Genomic DNA, 19,556 nt, shown 5'->3' with positions numbered 1-19,556 from the left:
GTCGGACCCTGCATCAACATGAGTGTTCTTGTCCGGTATGCCGATTGCTGGACTGTTGGCGAAGACACTGCCGCAATCCAAAACCTGTCCCGGATCGGCACATTACCGATCGGAAGCGGAACAGGCCCGGGTGGCGGTGGTGGGCGGTCTGGTCCGCCCCGACAGGTCAGGGAGCGAGGCGTATGTTCGACTTCTCGACGCGCATGAGCGGTGAGCAACCGGTCCGCATCGTGCTGCCGCCGACGACACCGCGGACGGAGGTCCGCGTGATCCTGCGGCGCCTGTGGCGCGGCAGCGGTTTCATCCTTCTCGGCGCCCTGTTCATGGTCGCCGCCGCGGTCGCGCTGCTGGGCCTCCTCCCGCCGCGCTACACGTCCAGCATCCAGGTCCTCGTGGATCCGAGCGATCTGCGCGTCGTGGAGAACGACGTGAATGCCCGCCAGCCGCAGGCCGACAGCGGCGTCTCCATCGCCGAGAGCCAGGTGCGGGTGATCCAGTCCGACAACGTCCTGCGCCGGGTGATCGCGAAGCTGCATCTGGAGCAGGACGACGAGTTCGTGCTGCCGGACGGCAACAACGCGGCGGTGAACTGGGTCAAGGGCGCGCTGGGCATGATGCCCCCGCCCGTGAGCCGGGACCCGGTCAACATCGCCCTCGACACGCTCCAGAACCGGCTCAGCGTCCGCCGGGCGGAGCGGACCTTCGTGATCGATGTCTCGGTGCAATCCCGCGATCCCGAGAAGGCCGCGCAGATCGCCAACGCCATCGGCGATGCCTACTTCGCCGAGGAGGCCGCGGCCCGGACCGACACGGCGCGGCGCGCCTCCGATGCCCTCGCCGGTCGCCTCAACAGCCTGAAGCGCGATGTCGAGCAGGCCGAGGGCGCCGTCGTCCGCTACCGCGAGGACCACAAGCTCATGGCCTCCAGCGGCCGGCTGCTCACCGATCAGCAGCTCGGCGACCTCAACCAGCAGCTCGTCACCGCCTCCATCAAGACCGCGGAGGCGAAATCGAGGCTCGACCAGGCGCGCCGGATGCGCTCGTCGGATCCCAGCACCGCCCTGCCGGAGATGCTGCAATCCCTCGAGATGCAGGCCCTGCGGCAGCAATACGCCACGCTCTCCCGCAACACCGCCGAACTCGCGACCCGTCTCGGCGAGCGTCATCCGGCGATGGCCGAGCAGTATGCGCAGCAGCGCGACCTTCAGCGCCTGATCCAGCGCGAGAAGGAGCGGATCATCGAGACGACCCAGAAGGATTACGACCGCGCCGCCGCCAGCGAGGCCGCGATCCGGTCGAGTCTCGACCGGGTGAAGACCGAGACCACGACCAGCGACCGGGCCTATGTCGGCCTGCGGGAGCTGGAACGGACGCTCGAATCCCGCCGCGGCGTCTACGAGGCCTATCTGAAGCGGGCCCGCGAGGCGAGCGAGCAGGAGCGGCTGAACACCACCAACGTCCGCATCATCTCGGTGGCCACGCCCGCGCGGCAGAGGACCTTCCCGCCCTCCCCGAAGATCGTCCTACCCGTGGCCCTGCTGCTCGGCCTGCTTCTCGGCGGCGCCATCGCCCTCACGCTCGGCGCCGACAGGGATCGCCGCCGCACCCTGCGCGCCGCCGCCCGTCCCGCCGCCAGCTTTCGGGCCGCCGATGCGTGACCTCGGGAATATCGGCTTCGACCTGGATGCGCGCGAGCCGCTCGGTCGCGAGGTGCGTAACGTGCGGTTGCCCGTACCCCTGGCGTCCGGACCCGCGCTGGCAAGCGCGACCGTCGACTTGTTCGGCCTGCGGTTCCACACCGGAGACGCGGCCGCGGTGGTCGCCGCGGTCGCTGCCGGGCCCCGCGATGGCCCGCGCATGATCGTCACCGCCAACGTCGACCACATCGTCCAGCTCAGCGAGAATGTCGGGTTCCGCCGGGCCTACGCCCGGGCAGCGGCCCGGACACTCGACGGGATGCCGCTGGTCTGGCTGGCGAGGAAGGCGTGTCGCCAGCCGGTTCATCGCGTGACCGGGCACGACCTCCTGGCCTGCGTCCTGGCAGACCCGCCGCCCTTCGCGCAGCGGATCTTCTTCGTCGCCTCCCGGCAGGACGCGGCGGACAGTCTGACCGATCGGCTCCAGGCCGGCGGCATGCCGAGCGGCTCGGTGGCGAGCGCGGTGCCGCCCTTCGGATTCGAAGCCGATCCGCGCTACAGCCGCGCCCTGGCGGAGCGGATCCGGGCCCACGGCACGACGCTCCTGATCATGGCCGTCGGCGCGCCCAAATCCGAGATCTGGGTCGACCGGCACCGCGCAGTCCTGGGCGACCCGATCGTGTTCTGCGTCGGTGACGCGCTCAATGTCGCCGCCGGCTGCATGGCGCGCGCGCCGGGATTGCTGCAGCACCTCGGCCTCGAATGGGTGTTCCGGTTCCTGCAGGCGCCGCGCAGGCTGTTCCGCCGGTACTTCGTCAAGTCCTGGCGGTTCGTCGGCATCGCGGTCCAGGATCGGTTCCCGCGCTGGGGCCGGTAGCCTCAATCGGCGAACAGGTCCGGGCGCTGCAATTGCAGAGCGAACAGCAGCGCCAGCGACTTCATGTCGGTGAGCGCACCCCGGCGGCTCATGGCGACGAGTTCCTGCAGCGGGATCTCGTGCACGGCGACCGCCTCGCCCTCGGCCGCCAGGCCGCCGCCCGCCCCGGTCCGGTCGGCGGCGCCGTAAGGGGCCAGGAACAGATCCATCCGTTCTGTGGAGATGCCGGGCATCGACCACGCGCTGGCGACGAAGTCGAGCCGACTCAGGCGCAGCCCCGTCTCCTCCATCGCCTCGCGCCGCGCCTCGTCTTCGGCCGCACCCTCGTCGAGAAGCCCGGCCGGCACCTCCACGTGGGTCGGCGGACCGCCGGAATAGAGCACGGCGGCGCGGAACTGGGACACCAGGGCGGCGACCCGCCGGTCCGGATCGTAGGGCAGCACCGCGACCGCGCGGCCGTGATCCTCGATTTCCCGCGTGATGCGGCTCCCGTCATCCTGCATCACCTCGGCCACGAGGTAGCGCGCCCAGCCGTCGTGCACGAGGCGCACGCCCCCGATCCGCGGTGCCATGCCGTTCCCATTTCACCCTTGCGAGCCCGACGGATCGTTCAGGAATGCGGCGGCTTCACGGAGGCCGTGATGCGGAAGCGCACGCGATCCCCGAGCCGTTCCGCCGCATCGAGCCGGGCCCCCTCCTCGCGCACGAGGTTGGGGATGTCGATCATCGCCAGGGGATCCGTGCAGGTGACCACGAGTGTCCCGCCCGCGGGAGCGCCGCGCAGGGCCTTGCGCGTGCGCAGCACCGGCAGCGGGCATTTCAGGCCGCTGAGATCAAGGTCGATGCACTCTGGATCGTCGCGCACCTGGGATCCTCCCGGACCGGCTGCGCGCGTGGGCGGCGACCGGGAGCGGCTCAGCCATCAGGGGTCCGCGGGCGGCGGTTCACCACTCGGAATAGCCGAACGCGGGGCCGTAATACCAGTCCGGCGCCGACCAAGCGTAGCGCGGGCCGTAGTAGCCATACTCGAACCCGGGACGGACGACCGGCGCATAGGCGTATCCGTAACCGAACGGCACCGGATATTGGTATTCGCCATAGTAGCTGTAGCGCGGTCTGGCACGCACGGCGCCGGCCAGGGGGCGGGCCTGCTCCAGCGGCCGGGCGACCGGCGGCCCGTAGGACGGCGGATCGGCGGCCAGACCGGAACCGGCGCTCAAGGGAAGGCATACCGCTCCGGTCAGGAGGGCGGCGGTCAAGCGGGCCATGGAACGGTCTCCTCGAATCGCGACGCGAAACGGAACGTTCCAATAGCATGCCGCGGAGCAGTTCGCCCCTCTACGGAAGCCGCGTCTCAGATCGCCGTCAGAACACGCATTCCGAGAAGGCGGGACGCACGCAAGCGCCCCAGCGTCCCTCGTAGTCGGCGAGCAGGTCGTCGGCCCGCGTCCGGCCGGCCGCGACGATCGCTTCGAGCGGCTGGAGGTGCACCGCCTCGTCCCGCCCCTCCCCGTCGCGGCGGGCCCGGGCCCGCAGGCCGGTCCGGGCGATCGCCAGGGCCTCGGCGGCGACCGCGCCCAGCGTCGTGTTCGCCACCGGGGTCGCGAGGCCGAGGCGCGGCGCCGTCGCCCGCGCAGCCTCGCGGCTCGCCGCGCTCCAGCCCTTCACGAGGTCGAGCGCGGCATCCAGGGCCGACTCGTCGTAGAGCAACCCCGTCCAGAAGGCCGCCTGGGCGGCGATCATGCCGGGGTCGCCGACATCCGCGCCGCGCATCTCCAGGAAGCGCTTGAGCCGCACCTCGGGGAAGGCGGTCGAGGCGTGGTTCGCCCAGTCCGACACCGTCGCGTACTCCCCCGGGAGCTGCGGCAGCTTCCCCGCCATGAGGTCGCGGAACGAGGCCCCCGAGACGTCGTGGTAGGTGTCGCCACGCTTGACGAAGTACATCGGCATGTCGAGCAGCCAATCGACATAGGCCTCGTAGCCGAAGCCCGCATCGAACGCGAAGGGGAGCATCCCGGTGCGGTCGGCGTCGGTATCGCGCCAGATCTCCGAGCGGCGCGACAGGAAGCCGTTGGGCCGGCCGTCGGTGAACGGGGAATTGGCGAAGAGCGCGGTGGCCACGGGCTGCAGCGCCAGCGACGCGCGCATCTTCCGGACCATGTCGGCCTCGGAGGCGAAGTCGAGATTCACCTGCACGGTGGCGGTCCGGAGCATCATGTCGAGGCCCAGCGACCCGACCTTCGGCATGTAGCCCGCCATGATCCGATAGCGGCTCTTGGGCATCACCGGTGTCTCGTCCCGGCGCCATTTCGGGCTCATGCCGAGGGTCAGGAACCCGATCCCAAGCGGATCGGCCGCCCGCTTCGTCGCGGCCAGATGCGTGGCGAGTTCGGCCGCCGTCGCGTGGACGTCGGGAAGCGCCGCGCCGGAGAGTTCGAACTGGCCCCCCGGCTCGATCGAGATCGCCCCGCCCTCGTCCGCCGCGAGGCCGATGACGTGGCCGCGGTCGAGGATCGGCTCCCAGCCGGTCTCGCGGGCGAGACCGTCCAGCAAAGCCCGGATGCCGCGCTCGCCCTCGTACGGCACGGGCGACCGGTCGTCCCGGTAGAACGGGATCTTCTCGTGCTCGGTGCCGATCGCGAAGCGGTCGCGCGGCTTCTCGCCCTCGGCGAACCACGCGATCAGTTCGGCGCGCGCGGTGAGCGGCGTGGTGTCGTTGCTGTCGCGCGCCATGCGCTGCCTGCCCGTGCGTTTGAGATAAAGCCCGGAATCGGAGCGCGCCGGATTGCTCCGGCGGATCCGCCCGCTTCACCCGCATCCCGCGAGCGGGGTCCGGACGGACACCCGCCCCCGACCCCGATCAGCGCGCGGCGCAGGCGGCGTCCGTGCCCGGACATAATCGAGGCGTCGGGAACCCACAACGCGGCGCCGGGGACCGCGGCGCCGCTTCACGTCCGATCCGAGGAGACAAACGCCCGGTGGATCACTTCCATGTGCGCGGGCACACATGATCCGGCGCGGCAGAGGGGTTCAGCGCGCGTCGCCGAGGACCGCCTGGACCAGGGCCAGCACCGCGACCGCCGCGGTGTCGGCCCGCAGGATGCGCGGACCGAGCGACAGCGCCAGGGTGTTGGGCCGGTCCCGGATCAGCGCGCGCTCCTCTCCGGAGAAGCCGCCCTCGGGGCCGACCAGCACGGCGAGCGAAGGCGGCGCCTGCGGATCGGCGGCCTCGCGCAGCGCCCGCACGGGGTCGCGCACCGGTGCGTCCTCGTCGCAGAAGACCAGGAGTCGCTCGGGGGCGAGCCCGTCCAGGACCCGGGGCAGCCGCTCGGGCTCAGGGCAATCCGGGATCGCCAGGATGCCGCATTGCTCGGCGGCCTCCACGGCGTTGGCGCGCAGCCGGTTCATGTTGACCCGCTCGCCCTGCGTGAACCGGGTGATCACCGGGCGGATCGTCCCGGCGCCCATTTCCACCGCCTTCTGCGCGAGGTAGTCCAGGCGCGCGCTCTTCAGGGGCGCGAACAGGTAGTGCAGGTCGGCGGCTGGGGTCTGCGGGCGGGTGCGCGCGGCGACATGGAGGTCGGCGTCCTTCCGCCCGGTCTGCACGAGGTGGGCGCGCCATTCGCCGTCGCGGCCGTTGAACAGCAGCACGGGATCGTCCGGCCCCTTCCGCAGGACGTTGAGCAGGTAGTTGGCCTGGGCCCGGTCCAGGGGCAGAATCACCCCCTCGGCGAGGGCGGCCGCGACGAAGAGGCGCGGAGCGGTGAAGTCGTAGGCCGGCATGCGGGGGTGGTTGCGCGGCCGGCTCGGCCTGTCAACGCACCGCAACGGGCCGAATGTGTTGCCAAAAGATTACGACCGCGGCTTTTCCGCCGCGCACGCACAGGCATCACGGCTTGCCGATTTGCCGCTCGATTGACGCCACAATCCTATGGCGAACCCAGGGAACGGAAGAGAGCCGGCCGCATGCGGATCCGGCAGGGGCGTCGAGGGAGTTGCGGGATGGCTAAGGGGAGCGTGGGTCTGGGGGCAGCGGTGCTGGTCGGCACCGTCCTGTTCGGGTCGGCGGCCTTCGCGCAGGGCGCGGCGCCGGAATGCGGCGCCATCCAGAAGACGCTGGCCGACCGCAAGGCGCTGGTCGCCCGGGCCAACGCGGCATCGACCTCCAAGAAGAAGATGACGCCGCAGGAGGCCTGCGGCCTGTTCGGGAAGCTTCAGGCCAACGGCGCCGAGGGCCTCAAGTGGATCACCGCCAACAAGGAATGGTGCTCGATCCCCGATTCGTTCGCGGAGGGCTTCAAGGCCGACCACGTGAAGGTCAGCGGCATCCGCACCAAGATCTGCAGCGCGGCGGCCCAGGCGACCAAGATGGAGGCCCAGGCCCGCGCCCAGGCGCAGAATGGCGCCAGCAGCGGCCTGCTCGGCGGCCCGGGCCTGACCGGCAGCTTCAAGCTGCCGCAGGGCGCGCTGTAGCATCGTCTGAGAGGATCACGGATCCGGCGCGGACTCCGTTTCGGCAGCGGGGCGGCAGGCGCGTATGGGACGACCGGAGATCCGAGCGATGAGCGGCACGGCGATCGACAACGGGCGGCCCGCCGACGCCGTCTCGGGGCACTGGGTCGACCGGCTCGCTCCGCGATCCTGGCGCCCCTACCTGCGGCTCGCGCGCATCGACCGGCCGATCGGCTGGTGGCTGCTGCTCCTGCCCTGCTGGTGGTCGGCCGCGCTGGCGGCGATCCAGGCGGATCAGCCCTTCCCCGACCCTTGGCACTGCCTCCTGTTCCTGATCGGCGCGGTGGCGATGCGCGGCGCCGGCTCGACCTACAACGACATCGCCGACCGCGACCTCGACGCGCAGGTCGAGCGCACGCGCCTGCGCCCCCTCCCCTCGGGGCAGGTGCGGCCGCGCCATGCCGCCCTGTTCCTCGTGGTCCAGGCCCTGGTCGGCCTCGCGGTGCTCCTGCAGTTCAACGAGCAGGCCATCCTGGTCGGGCTGTGCTCGCTGCTGCCGGTGGCGATCTACCCGTTCATGAAGCGCGTCATGCCGCTGCCGCAGGGGGTGCTGGGGCTGGCCTTCGCCTGGGGGGCGCTGATGGGCTGGGTCGCGGTCTTCGCCCGCCTCGACCCGCCGGCCCTGCTGCTCTACGCGGGCACCCTGTGCTGGGTGATCGGATACGACACGATCTACGCGGTGCAGGACATCGAGGACGACGAGATTGCCGGGATCCGCTCCTCGGCGCGTCTGTTCGGCCGGCGCGTGCGGCCGGCGGTCGCCACCTGCTACGCCCTCGCGGCGAGCCTCGTGACGCTGGCGGCCTGGTGGGCGGGGGCACGCGTCGTCGGGTTTCTGGGGGTGGGGGCCTTCGCGGCGCATCTCGCCTGGCAGGTCCTGTCGCTGCGGGACCGCGACGGACGCGGGGCGCTCACCCTGTTCCGGTCGAACCGGGATGCCGGCCTGATCCTGTTCGCCGGCCTGACCGCGGACGCGCTCCTGCGCGGCCTCTCCTGACTCCGTCCGGGTCTCAGCTGCGGGCGATGATCTCGTTCTCGCCGCGGTGGATCTGCGGGCGCGCCGGCAGCCGGCCGGTCTTGCGGCGGGCGAGGAAGCGCGGCCGGCGGCGGCCGAGCCCCGCATGACGGCGCCGGATCCGCACCTGCCCGAGGATCAGGCGGCCGATCTGCTTGGCGACCGGCACCAGGGCGCCGTCCTCGCGCACGATCATCCGAACCAAGCCGGCGCGGGCCGCGATGTCGCGCCACAGGGCCACCACGTCGGCCTCGTCGAAGCTGCCGAGGCGATGGAGTTCCGCGCCCGCGGCATCGACGAGGATCAGGTTGAAGCGGTCCGCCCCGGTGATCTCCGCATCCTCCGCCGCGTAGGCGAGCGCGATGCCGGCGGCCGGGCGGCCGCCGGCGGCCCGGCCGATCACCGGCAGCGGGGAGGCGGTGAACCCGAGCGCGTGTCCGGCACCCTGCATCGGCTGTCCTGGGCGACCTTCGTCTGTGACCGGGGAAGTGTTCATCTGTCCGCGTCCCTGGAGCAAGTGGCGGTCCCTGTCGGGCCGTCCGTTATGCCAAGCAAAATCGCACCCGAACTCCTCCGTGCCGCTTAAGAGCCGTCGTTAAGCGAATCTGGACAGCGTTGTCATTTGCGGAATGCTCAATGCTTCCTTGAATGCTCAACGTTTCCTTGCGCTGATCGATCATTATCGATCCATCAACCAGCATCCTTGTGGCCGTGCGGGCGGCACCGTACAACGGGTCTGCCGCGCGCGATCCTCACGCGCCCGGCCTCCCCCAGCCCGAGCGGGCCCGGACGTCCGAGCGATCGGACGAACGGCGCAACGAGGTCCCCGCGGGCCCGACCGATTCCATGCGGAGCGCGATGCCCGAGCCCCTCACCGACGACGCCGTATCCGCCCTGATGCCGGAGCTGCGCGCCGTGATGCGCGAGGCCGCCGACATCGCGCGGCCCTACTTCAAGCTCGGCGGACAGACCTCGGCCCGAATCTGGTCGAAGGCCGGCGGATCGCCGGTGACCGAGGCCGACGTCGCGGTGGACGCCTTCCTGAAGGTCCGCCTCAGCGCGCTGGTGCCGAAGGCCGCCTGGCTGTCGGAGGAGACTGCGGACGATCCGGCGCGGATCGGTCACGACCTCGTCTGGATCGTGGATCCGATCGACGGGACCCGGGCCTTCCTGTCGGGCCACCCGGACTGGTCGATCGCGGTGGCGTTGCTGGCCGTCGGGCAGCCGCTGATCGGCTTCGTCCACGCGCCCGTGGGCGGCACGGACTACGAGGCCATCCGCGGACGCGGCGCGACCCGGAACGGCGAGCCGATCCGGGTCGATGACAGGCAGGTCCTGGCCGGCTCGCGGATCACCGGCCCCAAGCCGATGCTCGACCGGCTGACCCGGGGCACCGGCCCGGAGGCTGCGTTCGAGGTGATCGGTCGGATCCCGTCCCTCGCCCTGCGGCTCGCCCGGGTGGCGGACGGGAGCGTCGATGTCGGGATGATCTCCGGCAACGCCCGCGACTGGGACCTGGCGGCCGCGGATCTCGTGCTGCGCGAGGCCGGCGGGATCGTGTGCGGCTTCGACGGGGAGGCGACCCGCTACAATTGCGCCGACCCCGTTCACGGCGAGTTGCTCGCCGCGCCGGTGGCCCTGCGCGATCCCGTGCTGACAGCCTGGAGCCGCTGAGACCTGCGAGGTCTCTGGTGAGCGGCGGCCCTCAGGCCGCCACGGCCTCGCGAAGCTTGACCGCGGTGGGCGCGAGCCCGAGCCGCTCGGCGAGATGCCAGTGCAGTTCCCGTGGGGAATGGTAGTTGTAGGACCGGTCGATCAGGTGGCTGATGTCGGCCCCGGTCTGATCCGCGGTCCGGGCCCGTGCCAGCTTTCCGACCCGGAAGGTCGGCGCGTCGGTGACGGGGGAACGGACGCCGCGGCGGCGTGTGAACTCGAATTGCATACGTGTCTTTTCTTTTCTGGACCGAACGGTGGCTCCGTCCGGCGTCGTTTCTGGGATTTTGCCTCCGACGCCACCGCTCCGGTGCGATCTCGCCCGGTGGGAAGCGTCGGAAGGGGGAACCGCATCACGCGGCCGGTTCAGGGATTCTGCCGGATCTCGCGATCCGGCGGGCGCCCTTCAGCCCCGACGACCGGTCAGGCCGCCTGCAGGTTGCCGGCGGCGTCCTTGCCGCTGCGCTTGTCCGTGAGGATCTCGTAAGTGACCCGCTGACCTTCGATCAGGTTGCGCATGCCAGCGCTCTCGACGGCCGAGATGTGGACGAAAACGTCCTTGCCGCCGTCGTCAGGCTGGATGAAGCCGTAGCCCTTGGTCTCGTTGAACCACTTTACAGTGCCGGTATTCACGTAGTGTACCTCATTCGTCCATAGGCCATCCCCGCGGCACGAGGGCCACGTGATGCACCACGGTCTTTCTGGATCTGGCCAGTGCGGCGGGGCGCGAGTCGCTGAACCTTGAAGAGCGTCAGCCTCGGTGGGTAAGCCCTCCGAGGACCTATTTAAGCGCAGGCTGCGGCGGCAACAAGGCGTCGGCGTCATATCATCGGGGTCGCAGGCGTACCGGTGGGCGCATCCGGGGACGCCGCCCCCTGTGATTTCCGGCCTTCCCGATGCATATACGGAATGCGCTCAAGCAGTTAACGCGCGTGGCTCTGGACGATACATGGCAGGCATCTCGGTCTCGCTGGACGGCGCGAACATCCAGCTCTCCTTCCAGAAGGACGATCAGGCGACGGCGGTGGTGATGGATGCCCGCGCCGCCCGCGCCCTCGTGCGCGCCGTCGGGCAGCTCCTCACGGCGATCGACGACACGGACGAGCCGGATCTGGCCGAGGAGATGGGCGACGAGGAGATTGCCATGCTCGACGTGACCTCTTCGGCGATCGAGATCGGCACCGACGACGAGGGACAGGCCGTGGTCGCGCTCCAGGCGGGGGCGCTCCCGCCCTTCCAGCTACGGCTCACCGACGAGGAGGCCCGCCACGTGGTGACGAGCCTCTCCGAGATCCTCAACGCGCCGCGCGACGTGCGCACCTCGCACGGCGGGCACTGATCGCCGCACGCTACATCCGCGTGCCGGGATCGGTCGGGGCGCCCGGAAAGACATCGGGCTCGGAGCCCGGGCCACCCGGCTCGCCGATGCCCGGATCGTTGACCGGATAGGGCGTGCGCGGGCCGGTGGGCCCGATGTCCGGCTCCTCGTCCGGCGTCGGAGGCAAGGGCGGCAGATCGCCGGGCGTAGGCTCGGGAAGGCCGGGGTTGGCCATGCGCGACTCCTGTCGGTTCGGGATGGGGATCAACAGACAGCGCCAGTGCGGGTTCCGCGTCCGGACCCCCGCGTCCCGGGCCGCTCCATCCTCCGGGGAACCGGCCAATCCGCCTCCCGTTGGCCGGGCAGACCCCAGCAAGGAGGCTCGCCATGCCCGATATCCGCCAAGCCAAGATCCTCATCCTCGCCACCGACGGCTTCGAGGAGACCGAACTCACCGTGCCGCAGGCCAAGCTGGCCCAGGCCGGCGCGACGATCACCGTCGCGGCCCCGCAATCGCGCCAGAGCAGAGGCACGATCCGCGGCTGGGACAAGACCGACTGGGGCAAGGACGTCGCGGTCGATGCCGATCTGGAGCAGGTCGATCCGGCCGCCTACGATGCGCTGGTCCTGCCCGGTGGCCAGATCAATCCGGACAAGCTCCGGCTCGAGCCCAGGGCCCTCGCGGTGATCAAGAGCTTCCTGACGGCCGGGAAGGTCGTGGCCGCCATCTGCCACGCGCCCTGGCTGTTGATCGAGACCGGCGCGGCCAAGGGCCGCGACCTGACCTCCTTCGCGTCGATCCGGACCGACGTGATCAACGCCGGCGGCCACTGGCACGACAAGGAGGTGGTCACCGACCACGGCATCGTCACCAGCCGCAGCCCCGACGATCTCGACGCCTTCTGCGCGAAGATCGTCGAGGAGATCCAGGAGGGCGGCCACGGCGCGCGGCAGCTGGCGGCCTGACCGATCGGGAGGCGGGCGTCGCGAGGCGCCCGCCCGTCAGCCTTGGCCACCCGCGACCTCCAGCACGACGCAGCTGCGGATCGGACGGCCGTACTCGTCGGCGCCCTCGACGGTGACGCGGTGGACGCCCGGCGCGAGATCGTCCGGCAACCGACCGGTCCAGATGTGGCTGGAGGGGATCGCCCGCACCCAGCTCTTCCTGGTTTCCGGGTAGCGCTCGAAGAGTTCGGTGACGAACGGATCCAGGCGGCGGGTGCGCGCTAGCGCCTGCGGGGCGCGGTCGCCGACGCGGACCGACAGGTTGGTGCGCGGACCGCCGTCGAACACGTTGACGACCAGGATCGTGTCGGCGAGCGCGTCCTGCGGGACGGGTGGGCGCAGACCCTGCAGCGGCCGGGTCGAGCGGATCACCTCGGGCGCACCGGCCCGGAGTTCGCTCTCGAACAGGATGCGCATCGTCTCGTCCGGCTGGCCCTGTGCCGGGACGTACCGCGTCGCGTAGTCGGTGCCGCGGACCGAGAGGACGTGGAAACCGTTGGGCGTGCCGTCGCGGCTGTCCGCCGAGGGGATGCCGGTGCGGGTGTCCGGCCCGCTCCACCATGCGCCGGAGACGGCCGTGAGGACATGGTGATGGTGTCCCTCGGCCAGATAATGATGCTCGGTGGTGTGCGTGTGGCCCGCGAGGCTCAGCACCCGGCGCCCGGCGAGGAGTTCGAGGAGCGCGGCGCGGTCGGTGGTCGCGCTGCGGGGATCGTCTGACGCCGTGTCGGTCTGCAGCGGGATGTGCATGGCCAGGACGATCAGGTCGTCCCGCGGGATCTCGGCGAGCAGGTTGCGCAGGAAGGCGAGGCCGCGCTCTCCGATCCGGCCGCGATAGGTGTTGGCGCCCACCGGCACCGGCGGCCCCAGCCACTCGACGTTGTCGAGCATCACGAACCACGCGCGCCCATGCCGGAACGCGTAGGTGGGCGAACCGAAGACCCGCTTCCAGGTCTCGCGGCTGTAGCGGGCATCCGGGGCCTGCATGTTGAGGTCGTGATTGCCCGGCAGGCTGTACCAGGCCAGTCCGATCCGGCCGACGATCCGGTTCGACCGCCCGTAGAGCGACAGGTCGTCGAACAGAACGTCCCCCATGGTGAGGCCGAACGCCGCCGGGATCGCCATGGCGCGGGCGACGGCGGTGTCCCGCACGTGATCGAGTTCGAAGCGGCTCTCGGGTTGGGGATCGGTGAACAGCAGGACGTCGAAATCGGCCGGCTCGTCGACTCGGGTCAGGGTGAAGTCGATCGAGGCCGGCAGCGGTCCGGTGGGGTCGACCCCCCGATAGCGGAGGCCGAGCTCGGCCGGCGTGCCGCCGGGCTGGTGGATGTAGGAGTGGCGCGGCACGTTGTCGGCGTCGCGCGGCAGCGCGTAGCCCGGCGGCTTGATCACGAACACCGCGCCGTCGCCCTGCAGCGGCAGGCGATAGCGGCCCCGATCGTCCGTGCGGACGATCTCGCGGCCGTTGGAGACCAGCACGCCCGGCAACGGGGCCCGTTCCACGCCGGTCGCGCCGGTGGCGGAGACGATCCCGACGGCCTCCGCCGGCCCCTGTCCGGCCTCCTGCGCCGTCGCCTGCCCGGCGACGAGCCCGAGCCCGGCGAGGCCCGCCACGGTTTCCCGGCGGGTGAGGCGTCCATCTCCCGAGAGGGGTTCGCGCGACATGGGTGGCTCCTGCACGGCATCCTGATCCGCCGACCGGCCCGTGGCCGGCGCGGCGGCGCTCGTCGTCGGCCAAGCAGACGCGTTTGACCGCCGGATGACAGGGGGGTTCCCAAACGCGCGAGGCCCGCACCTCGCCGGAGGTACGGGCCTCGCGATCTCTACGTCGGCGCGGGGCGCCGGCGCGCGTGACGCCTACTCCTCGTCGCCGGGCTCGAAGGTCTGCGGCGCCGGCTCGGCGCTGGCCACCGGGGTCGGGGCGCCGATCGTCGAGGGCACGTTCACGCCGTCGCGCTTGTAGATGTCGTCGCGGAACTGCACGAGGCCGTCGGGGGTCGACCAGGCGGTGATGTAGGTCCAGTAGACCGGCACCGGCTGGGCGATGTTGGCGTCGACGCGCTTGCCGCTCTCGATCGCCTCCTCGACCTTCTGGCGGTCCCAGCCGGGCGTGTCCTTCAGCAGCCACGTGATGTACTCGCGCACGTTCTGAACGCGCACGCAGCCCGAGGAGATGAAGCGGAAGTCGTCGCCGAACACGCCCTTGGTGTTCGTGTCGTGCATGAACACGCCGTAGGGGTTCGGGATGTTGATGCGGACGATGCCCATCGAGTTGAAGTCGGCGCCCGAATCCTGCCGGTAGGTGTAGCGGGTGCCCTCGTCGGAGAACCAGTTCACCGCCTTCGGCGAGACCTCCTGGCCGTTCGACAGGATGCGGATCTTGTTGTCCGTGAGGTAGTTCGGATCCTTCTGCATCTTCGGGATCAGGTCCTTCTTCACGATGGAAGCCGGGACCGTCCAGGTCGGGTTGAAGTTGATCTGCGTCGCCTTGGTGTTCATGATCGGCGACTGGCGGTCGATCTTGCCGACGCCCGCGGCGTGGAGCGTCACGACCTGACCGTTCTCCACGGTCTCGACCAGGGCGGCCGGGATGTTGGTGATCACGAAGCGCCGGCCGAGGTCGCCCGAATAGGAGCGCAGGCGCACCACGTTGGTCTCGAGCTGGCGCAGGCGCACGTCGGCGGGCACGTTCATGGCCTGCTGCGTAGCGAGGCTCATCGTGCCGGTCTGGCTGAGGCCGTGGCGGGCCTGGAAGCGCTTCACGCCGGCCGCGACGTAGGAATCGTACACGCCCGATCCGCCGGCCGCGGGATCGAGGTCCCCGGTGACGATCAGCCGCTGGCGGACCGAGGCCACGGCCGGGCCGCGCGAGCCGACCCGGAGGTGCTCGGCAGCGGCGACGGGGCGCCAGCCGCCGCGGGCGACGATGTCCTTGTAGCGCTCGACCATCTGCTCGGTCGCCGCCACCGTCTGCGGCGAGAGGATCGGAACCGTCTCGCGCTGCACCTGCATGCCGGCGGGGGACGCGTAATCCTGCGCCCACTCGGCCTGGGCGTAATTGCCCTGGTCGCGGGCTTCTGCGGCGCCGAGGCCGAGCGCGCCGACGGCGGCGACGCTCAGCAGCGCGGTGAACCGGGTTTGTGCCTTGATGCGCATCGGTGGCTGGCTCTGGTCCGGAGTTCGTCAGGACGTGACGGGAGCGGAGTGTCTCGGGCGCCACGGTGTCGGGATGGCCTTAAGACTCCCTATCGAAGGGGCCGGAATGTGGCATCGCGGTGCGCAAGCGCACGCCGCGTCGCGGTGCGGCAGCCCGGCAACAGCCTTCGGCCCGCGCCTGTGGCAGGGATGCCATAGCGCGCCGGATCGGACGGCGGACACGGGCAGCATGGATCAGGCTCCGGCCATATCGAGGCGACGCGACGCCGGTTCGCGGGCGCTCCTGCGCGGCGCGATCGCCGTCCTGGCACTCTATGCCTTCGTCCTGCAGGCCTTCCTCGGCGGTCTCATGCCGATGCCGGCCGCGGCCGACGGCCTCTGCGCGCAGCATGCGGCCTCCGACCCCGCTCCCGGCAAGTCCCTGCCGCAGGGCCACGGCGATTGCTGCACGGCGGCCCAGGTCGTCGGCGCCGCGCTCCCGCCCCGGATCGCGGCCACCGACGTCGCCTGGATTGCCGGCTCCGGTGCCCCGGCCCCCTACGGGAGGGTCGGCCGGCTCTGCGCCCGCGCCCCGCCCGACCGCGCGGCGTCCCCGCGGGGTCCACCATCCGCCTGAGCGATCGTTCTCCCGACGATTCCTCAGGACGGATGCATACCCATGAAGACTCTCATCTCGGCCGTGATCGGCCTCGGCCTCGTCGCATCGGCGGCGCAGGCCCACGCGGTGCTGGAGCGCAAGGAGGCGAGCGCCGGCTCGACCTATCGCGGCGTCGTCCAGATCATGCACGGCTGCGCCGGCAAGCCGACCAACCAAGTACGCGTCACCATTCCCGAGGGCCTGATCGGCGCCAAGCCGATGCCGAAGCCCGGCTGGACGCTGGCGACCACCCGCGGCGCCTACGCCAAGACCTACACCACCCATCACGGCACCGCTTCGGAGGGCGTGACGGCGATCACCTGGAGCGGCGGCTCCCTGCCCGACGATGAGGTCGACGAGTTCACCTTCCTGGCGCAGGTCGCCGACACCTTCGAGCCGGGCGCCACCGTCTACCTGCCCGTCCAGCAGGATTGCTCGGAGGGCAGCCATTCCTGGAGCGAGATCCCCAAGGCCGGCCAGGATCCCCACGACCTGAAGGCGGCCGCCCCCGCGCTCCGCATCGTCCCGGCCGCGCAGGCGGCCGGGACGACGGCCGCGCCGGCGGCGCCGGTGAAGGCCGGCGACCTGACGATCGAGACGCCGTGGCTGCGCGCGACGCCGAACGGCGCCAAGGTCGCGGGCGGCTACGTCCGGATCACCAACCGGGGCAGCGCCCCCGACACGCTCACGGGTGCCACGGTTCCGTTCGCCCAGTCGGGGGACATCCACGCGATGTCGATGGAGGGCGGCGTCATGAAGATGGCCCCGGTCTCGGGCGGCCTCACGATCAAGCCGGGCGAGACCGTGGAACTCAAGCCCGGCGGCTATCACCTGATGTTCGAGGGACTGAGCGGCGCGCCGAAGGCCGGGGAGACCGTCTCGGGCACCCTCACCTTCCGGCGGGCGGGCACCGTGCCGGTGACCTTCTCGGTGGCGCCGATCGGCGCGAGCGCACCGGGCGGCGGCCACCAGCACTAGCGGCGCCCCTCGGGCGAGCCGGCGGGCGGCCGACATGAGCAGAGCGGGTGAACCGGGCGGACCGGTCGAGGCACCGGGCGCGCGCCACCGGCCGGTCGCCCTCGCCCGGATCGTGGCGCTCGTCGCCCTGTACGCCCTCGCGCTGCAGGGTGTCCTCGGCGGCATGGCCGCGGCCGCCCTGGGACCGGACCGCGTCCTCTGCGTGGCCGACCAAGCACCGGACCGGGCCGGACCGGCCGGCAAGCACCTTCCGGCGCCGGACCACGGGGCCTGCTGCGTCGCCTGCCACGTCGCCGGCGTCGCCCTCATCCCCGCGCCGGCGCCCGCCGCGGCCGAGCCGGTCGCGCGTCCGGTCGCGGCCACCGCGATGCGCCCTCGCTGCGCCGCAAGGCCCCGGGCGCCTCCCCGGTCCGGGCTCGGCGCCCGAGCACCCCCCGCCGTCTGACCGATCGCAACCCGTCCCCGATCGCCAGACACGGATCCAGTCCCATGCCCCGCCCCTCCCGGGCCGGCCGTCGCGCCGCCCTCTCCCTCCTCGCCTGCGCGGTGGCACCCGCCGCCGGGGCCCAGACCCCCGCCGCCACCGCGGTGACACTCTCGGAACTCAGCGTGGTCGGGAGCGCGGCGCCCACCGGTCCGCTCGCGGGCGAGGCCCGCGGCTCGCTCTCGGTGCCGAGCGTCGACCGCCAGCGGGCCACCCTCTACGGGACCGTCGGCTCGGTGGCGTTCGTGGATGCCGCGACGCTCCAGGATCGCTACGCCAACACGATCCGGGACGTGCTCAAGGACGTCCCGGGCGTCTTCGTCCAGGAGCGCTACGGTCAGGAACTGCGCCTGTCGGTGCGCGGATCGGGCGTCGCCCGCGGGTTCCACCTGCGCGGGATCGAGGTGCTGCAGGACGGCATCCCGTTCAACCTCGCGGACGGCAGCGGCGACTTCTACCAGATCGATCCGCTCGCCCTGCGATCAGCGGAAGTCTACAAGGGCGGCAACGCCCTCACCTTCGGGGCGACGACCCTGGGCGGCGCGATCAACTTCGTCACGCCCACGGCCTACACGGCGCTCGCGCCCAACATCCTGCGTCTGGACGGCGGCAGCTTCGGCACGATCCGCGAGCAGGCGCAGATGTCCCGCATCGACGGGCCGCTGGACGCTCTGATCAACGTCACGCTGACGAATGCGGACGGCTTCCGGTCCCACGAGGCGCAGGCGACCCGGAACATCAACGCCAATGTCGGCTACCGGATCGCGCCCGACATCGAGACCCGGTTCTATGTCGGCGCCTACCTGACCGACCAGAAGCTGCCGGGTACCCTGACGCTCGGTCAGAGCCTCACCACCCCGACGCTCGCCAACCCCGCCGCCATCGCGGGCAACCAGTCGCGCAAGGTCGAGACGGAGCGGATCGCCAACCGCACCTCGTTCCTGCTCGATGTCGGCACGCTCGACATCGACACCTGGGCGATCCACAAGAATCTCTATCACCCGATCTTCCAGGCGATCGACCAGGACGGCTGGACCTACGGGATCAGCCCGCACTGGGCCGGGACCTTCGATGTCGGCGGCTTCCGTGACGATGTCGTCCTCGGCCTGCGCGCCTACGCGGGTCAGAACACGGCGCTGCAATTCGTCAACATCCGCGGACAGCGCGGGGCCCAGACGCTAAATTCCCTCCAGAGCGCGGCCAACTACGAGGCTTATGGCGAGAACCGGTTCTGGTTCCTGCCGGACGTGGCGCTGATGACAGGCGCCAAGGCGTTCTCGTCGAACCGCACCTTCAGCGACAAGGGCGGCCTGCCCGGGAACCCGCGTCCGCGCTTCGCCGACGTGACCTACGAAGGGCTCAATCCGAAGGTCGGCCTGCTCTGGCAGCCGCTGCCCGACCTGCAGGTCTTCGGCGACATCGTGCGGTCCCGCGACGTGCCGGATTTCACCGACCTCGTGCAGCAGAACCTCCTCAGCACCACCTTCGTGCCGCTCCGGGCACAGCGCGCCTGGACCTACGAGGCCGGCGCCCGCGGCCGGGTCGACCGGCTCGCCTTCGACGTGACGCTGTACCGGTCAGACCTGCGCGACGAGTTCATCAACTTCTCGACCAATCCCGGCCTCAACATCCCGGCCGCGACCTTCAACACCCCGCGCTCGATCCACCAGGGCGTCGAGGCCGCCGTCACCCTCGACATCGCCCGCGACCTCGTCGGGCCCGGCGATACGGTCAGCCTGACCGAGATCTGGACCCACAACGATTTCCGGTTCGTCCGCGACCCGGTCTTCGGCAACAACCGCATCGCCGGCATCCCGACGGACGTGCTGCGCACCGTCGCGACCTACCGGCATCCGAGCGGATTCCACGTGGCGCCGGCGCTGGACTGGGTCCCGCAGGGCGCCTTCGCCGACCATGCCAACACGCTGCGGGTGCCGGGCTACGCGCTGCTGGGTCTCGAGGCGGGCGTCGATTTCGCCAACGGCGTGTCGCTGTTCGTGGACGCGCGTAACATCACGGACGTGCGCTACGTGTCGGACGTGGCGGTGGTCGCCAACGCCGCGGCGACGGCCGGCGGAGCGGGGGCGCTGGCCGCCTTCTATCCCGGATCCGGTCGCAGCGTATTCGGGGGTGTCCGCGCGTCGTTCTGAGTGCTGGCATCCGCCTCCAGCGGCCTTATGTTAGCCCCGGGCGGGTCGTTAAGGTTAAGAAAGGATGAACCCTG

22 protein-coding genes are annotated in these 19,556 nt (G+C 71.1%); 11 read left to right on the top strand and 11 right to left on the bottom strand.

Annotated elements, in window-relative coordinates:
• Positions 1-182: 182 nt before the first annotated feature.
• Both MKL01_RS21755 and MKL01_RS21750 read left to right on the top strand, forming a co-directional pair.
• Positions 183-1,658, top strand: coding sequence for a GumC family protein (locus MKL01_RS21755; protein WP_243907262.1), 1,476 nt, complete (start codon positions 183-185; stop codon positions 1,656-1,658).
• Positions 1,651-2,514: a WecB/TagA/CpsF family glycosyltransferase gene (locus MKL01_RS21750; RefSeq protein ID WP_243907261.1), complete on the top strand. Its 864-nt coding sequence runs from the start codon at positions 1,651-1,653 to the stop codon at positions 2,512-2,514. Before MKL01_RS21755 ends, MKL01_RS21750 begins: the two co-directional genes overlap by 8 nt.
• Before the next feature lie 2 nt (positions 2,515-2,516).
• On the opposite strand, the gene MKL01_RS21745 is transcribed toward MKL01_RS21750, so the two are convergent.
• The 5 genes from MKL01_RS21745 to MKL01_RS21725 all read right to left on the bottom strand — a co-directional run bounded on the left by MKL01_RS21745 (position 2,517) and on the right by MKL01_RS21725 (position 6,297).
• Entirely contained in the window at positions 2,517-3,086 is a 570-nt protein-coding gene (locus MKL01_RS21745; protein WP_243907260.1) for an NUDIX domain-containing protein, read from the bottom strand.
• Positions 3,087-3,124: 38 nt separating this feature from the next.
• Entirely contained in the window at positions 3,125-3,379 is a 255-nt protein-coding gene (locus MKL01_RS21740; protein WP_243907259.1) for a sulfurtransferase TusA family protein, read from the bottom strand.
• A gap of 79 nt (positions 3,380-3,458) precedes the next feature.
• Positions 3,459-3,734 carry a hypothetical protein gene (locus MKL01_RS21735; protein ID WP_243907258.1) on the bottom strand — a complete coding sequence of 92 codons (276 nt, stop codon included), beginning with the start codon at positions 3,732-3,734 and terminating at the stop codon, positions 3,459-3,461.
• Between the two features lie 145 nt (positions 3,735-3,879).
• Complete coding sequence (locus MKL01_RS21730; RefSeq protein WP_243907257.1) at positions 3,880-5,247, bottom strand: glutamate--cysteine ligase; 1,368 nt, start codon at positions 5,245-5,247, stop codon at positions 3,880-3,882.
• 297 nt (positions 5,248-5,544) lie between these two features.
• Positions 5,545-6,297, bottom strand: a complete 753-nt coding sequence (locus MKL01_RS21725; RefSeq protein ID WP_243907256.1) for a 16S rRNA (uracil(1498)-N(3))-methyltransferase — start codon at positions 6,295-6,297, stop codon at positions 5,545-5,547.
• Positions 6,298-6,516: 219 nt separating this feature from the next.
• Here MKL01_RS21725 and MKL01_RS21720 point away from each other — a divergent pair, with 219 nt between their 5' ends.
• Together MKL01_RS21720 and ubiA are read left to right on the top strand one after the other, a co-directional pair.
• On the top strand, positions 6,517-6,987 hold the full coding sequence (locus MKL01_RS21720; RefSeq protein WP_243907255.1) for a hypothetical protein: 471 nt from the start codon (positions 6,517-6,519) through the stop codon (positions 6,985-6,987).
• Positions 6,988-7,075: 88 nt separating this feature from the next.
• Positions 7,076-8,023 (top strand): 4-hydroxybenzoate octaprenyltransferase, encoded by a 948-nt coding sequence (ubiA, locus tag MKL01_RS21715; protein ID WP_243907254.1) that lies wholly within the window; start codon positions 7,076-7,078, stop codon positions 8,021-8,023.
• Positions 8,024-8,036: 13 nt separating this feature from the next.
• On the opposite strand, the gene MKL01_RS21710 is transcribed toward ubiA, so the two are convergent.
• Complete coding sequence (locus MKL01_RS21710) at positions 8,037-8,492, bottom strand: DUF6101 family protein (RefSeq protein ID WP_243907253.1); 456 nt, start codon at positions 8,490-8,492, stop codon at positions 8,037-8,039.
• Positions 8,493-8,899: 407 nt separating this feature from the next.
• On the opposite strand from MKL01_RS21710, the gene MKL01_RS21705 reads away from it, so the two are divergent.
• On the top strand, positions 8,900-9,715 hold the full coding sequence (locus MKL01_RS21705) for an inositol monophosphatase family protein (protein WP_243907252.1): 816 nt from the start codon (positions 8,900-8,902) through the stop codon (positions 9,713-9,715).
• Between the two features lie 31 nt (positions 9,716-9,746).
• Here MKL01_RS21705 and MKL01_RS21700 read toward each other — a convergent pair whose 3' ends face one another.
• Entirely contained in the window at positions 9,747-9,983 is a 237-nt protein-coding gene (locus tag MKL01_RS21700; RefSeq protein WP_243907251.1) for an AsnC family transcriptional regulator, read from the bottom strand.
• Positions 9,984-10,177: 194 nt separating this feature from the next.
• The gene (locus tag MKL01_RS21695; protein WP_238289003.1) at positions 10,178-10,387 is read right to left on the bottom strand and encodes a cold-shock protein; all 210 of its coding nucleotides are present in this window, start codon (positions 10,385-10,387) and stop codon (positions 10,178-10,180) included.
• 316 nt (positions 10,388-10,703) lie between these two features.
• On the opposite strand from MKL01_RS21695, the gene MKL01_RS21690 reads away from it, so the two are divergent.
• Positions 10,704-11,093, top strand: coding sequence for a hypothetical protein (locus tag MKL01_RS21690; protein ID WP_243907250.1), 390 nt, complete (start codon positions 10,704-10,706; stop codon positions 11,091-11,093).
• 10 nt (positions 11,094-11,103) lie between these two features.
• On the opposite strand, the gene MKL01_RS21685 is transcribed toward MKL01_RS21690, so the two are convergent.
• Positions 11,104-11,307 (bottom strand): hypothetical protein, encoded by a 204-nt coding sequence (locus MKL01_RS21685; protein WP_243907249.1) that lies wholly within the window; start codon positions 11,305-11,307, stop codon positions 11,104-11,106.
• Positions 11,308-11,459: 152 nt separating this feature from the next.
• On the opposite strand from MKL01_RS21685, the gene MKL01_RS21680 reads away from it, so the two are divergent.
• Positions 11,460-12,038: a type 1 glutamine amidotransferase domain-containing protein gene (locus MKL01_RS21680; protein ID WP_243907248.1), complete on the top strand. Its 579-nt coding sequence runs from the start codon at positions 11,460-11,462 to the stop codon at positions 12,036-12,038.
• Between the two features lie 36 nt (positions 12,039-12,074).
• Here MKL01_RS21680 and MKL01_RS21675 read toward each other — a convergent pair whose 3' ends face one another.
• Both MKL01_RS21675 and MKL01_RS21670 read right to left on the bottom strand, forming a co-directional pair.
• The gene (locus tag MKL01_RS21675) at positions 12,075-13,742 is read right to left on the bottom strand and encodes a calcineurin-like phosphoesterase C-terminal domain-containing protein (RefSeq protein ID WP_243907247.1); all 1,668 of its coding nucleotides are present in this window, start codon (positions 13,740-13,742) and stop codon (positions 12,075-12,077) included.
• A 192-nt stretch (positions 13,743-13,934) separates the two neighbouring features.
• Positions 13,935-15,233: a murein L,D-transpeptidase gene (locus MKL01_RS21670; protein WP_243907246.1), complete on the bottom strand. Its 1,299-nt coding sequence runs from the start codon at positions 15,231-15,233 to the stop codon at positions 13,935-13,937.
• A gap of 229 nt (positions 15,234-15,462) precedes the next feature.
• Here MKL01_RS21670 and MKL01_RS21665 point away from each other — a divergent pair, with 229 nt between their 5' ends.
• From MKL01_RS21665 to MKL01_RS21650, 4 genes are read left to right on the top strand one after another with little or no spacing between them, the layout of a single operon-like run.
• Positions 15,463-15,849: a hypothetical protein gene (locus MKL01_RS21665; protein ID WP_243907245.1), complete on the top strand. Its 387-nt coding sequence runs from the start codon at positions 15,463-15,465 to the stop codon at positions 15,847-15,849.
• A 42-nt stretch (positions 15,850-15,891) separates the two neighbouring features.
• Positions 15,892-16,848 (top strand): DUF1775 domain-containing protein, encoded by a 957-nt coding sequence (locus MKL01_RS21660; RefSeq protein WP_243907244.1) that lies wholly within the window; start codon positions 15,892-15,894, stop codon positions 16,846-16,848.
• Positions 16,849-16,882: 34 nt separating this feature from the next.
• On the top strand, positions 16,883-17,293 hold the full coding sequence (locus MKL01_RS21655; RefSeq protein WP_243907243.1) for a hypothetical protein: 411 nt from the start codon (positions 16,883-16,885) through the stop codon (positions 17,291-17,293).
• A gap of 44 nt (positions 17,294-17,337) precedes the next feature.
• Positions 17,338-19,482 carry a TonB-dependent receptor family protein gene (locus tag MKL01_RS21650; protein ID WP_243907242.1) on the top strand — a complete coding sequence of 715 codons (2,145 nt, stop codon included), beginning with the start codon at positions 17,338-17,340 and terminating at the stop codon, positions 19,480-19,482.
• Positions 19,483-19,556 lie beyond the last annotated feature (74 nt).

It is taken from the genome of Methylobacterium sp. J-070 (assembly GCF_022829385.1).
GTDB lineage: Bacteria > Pseudomonadota > Alphaproteobacteria > Rhizobiales > Beijerinckiaceae > Methylobacterium.
Note: the sequence above shows the minus strand (reverse complement) of the source record. Positions and strands in the feature narration are given on the sequence as shown.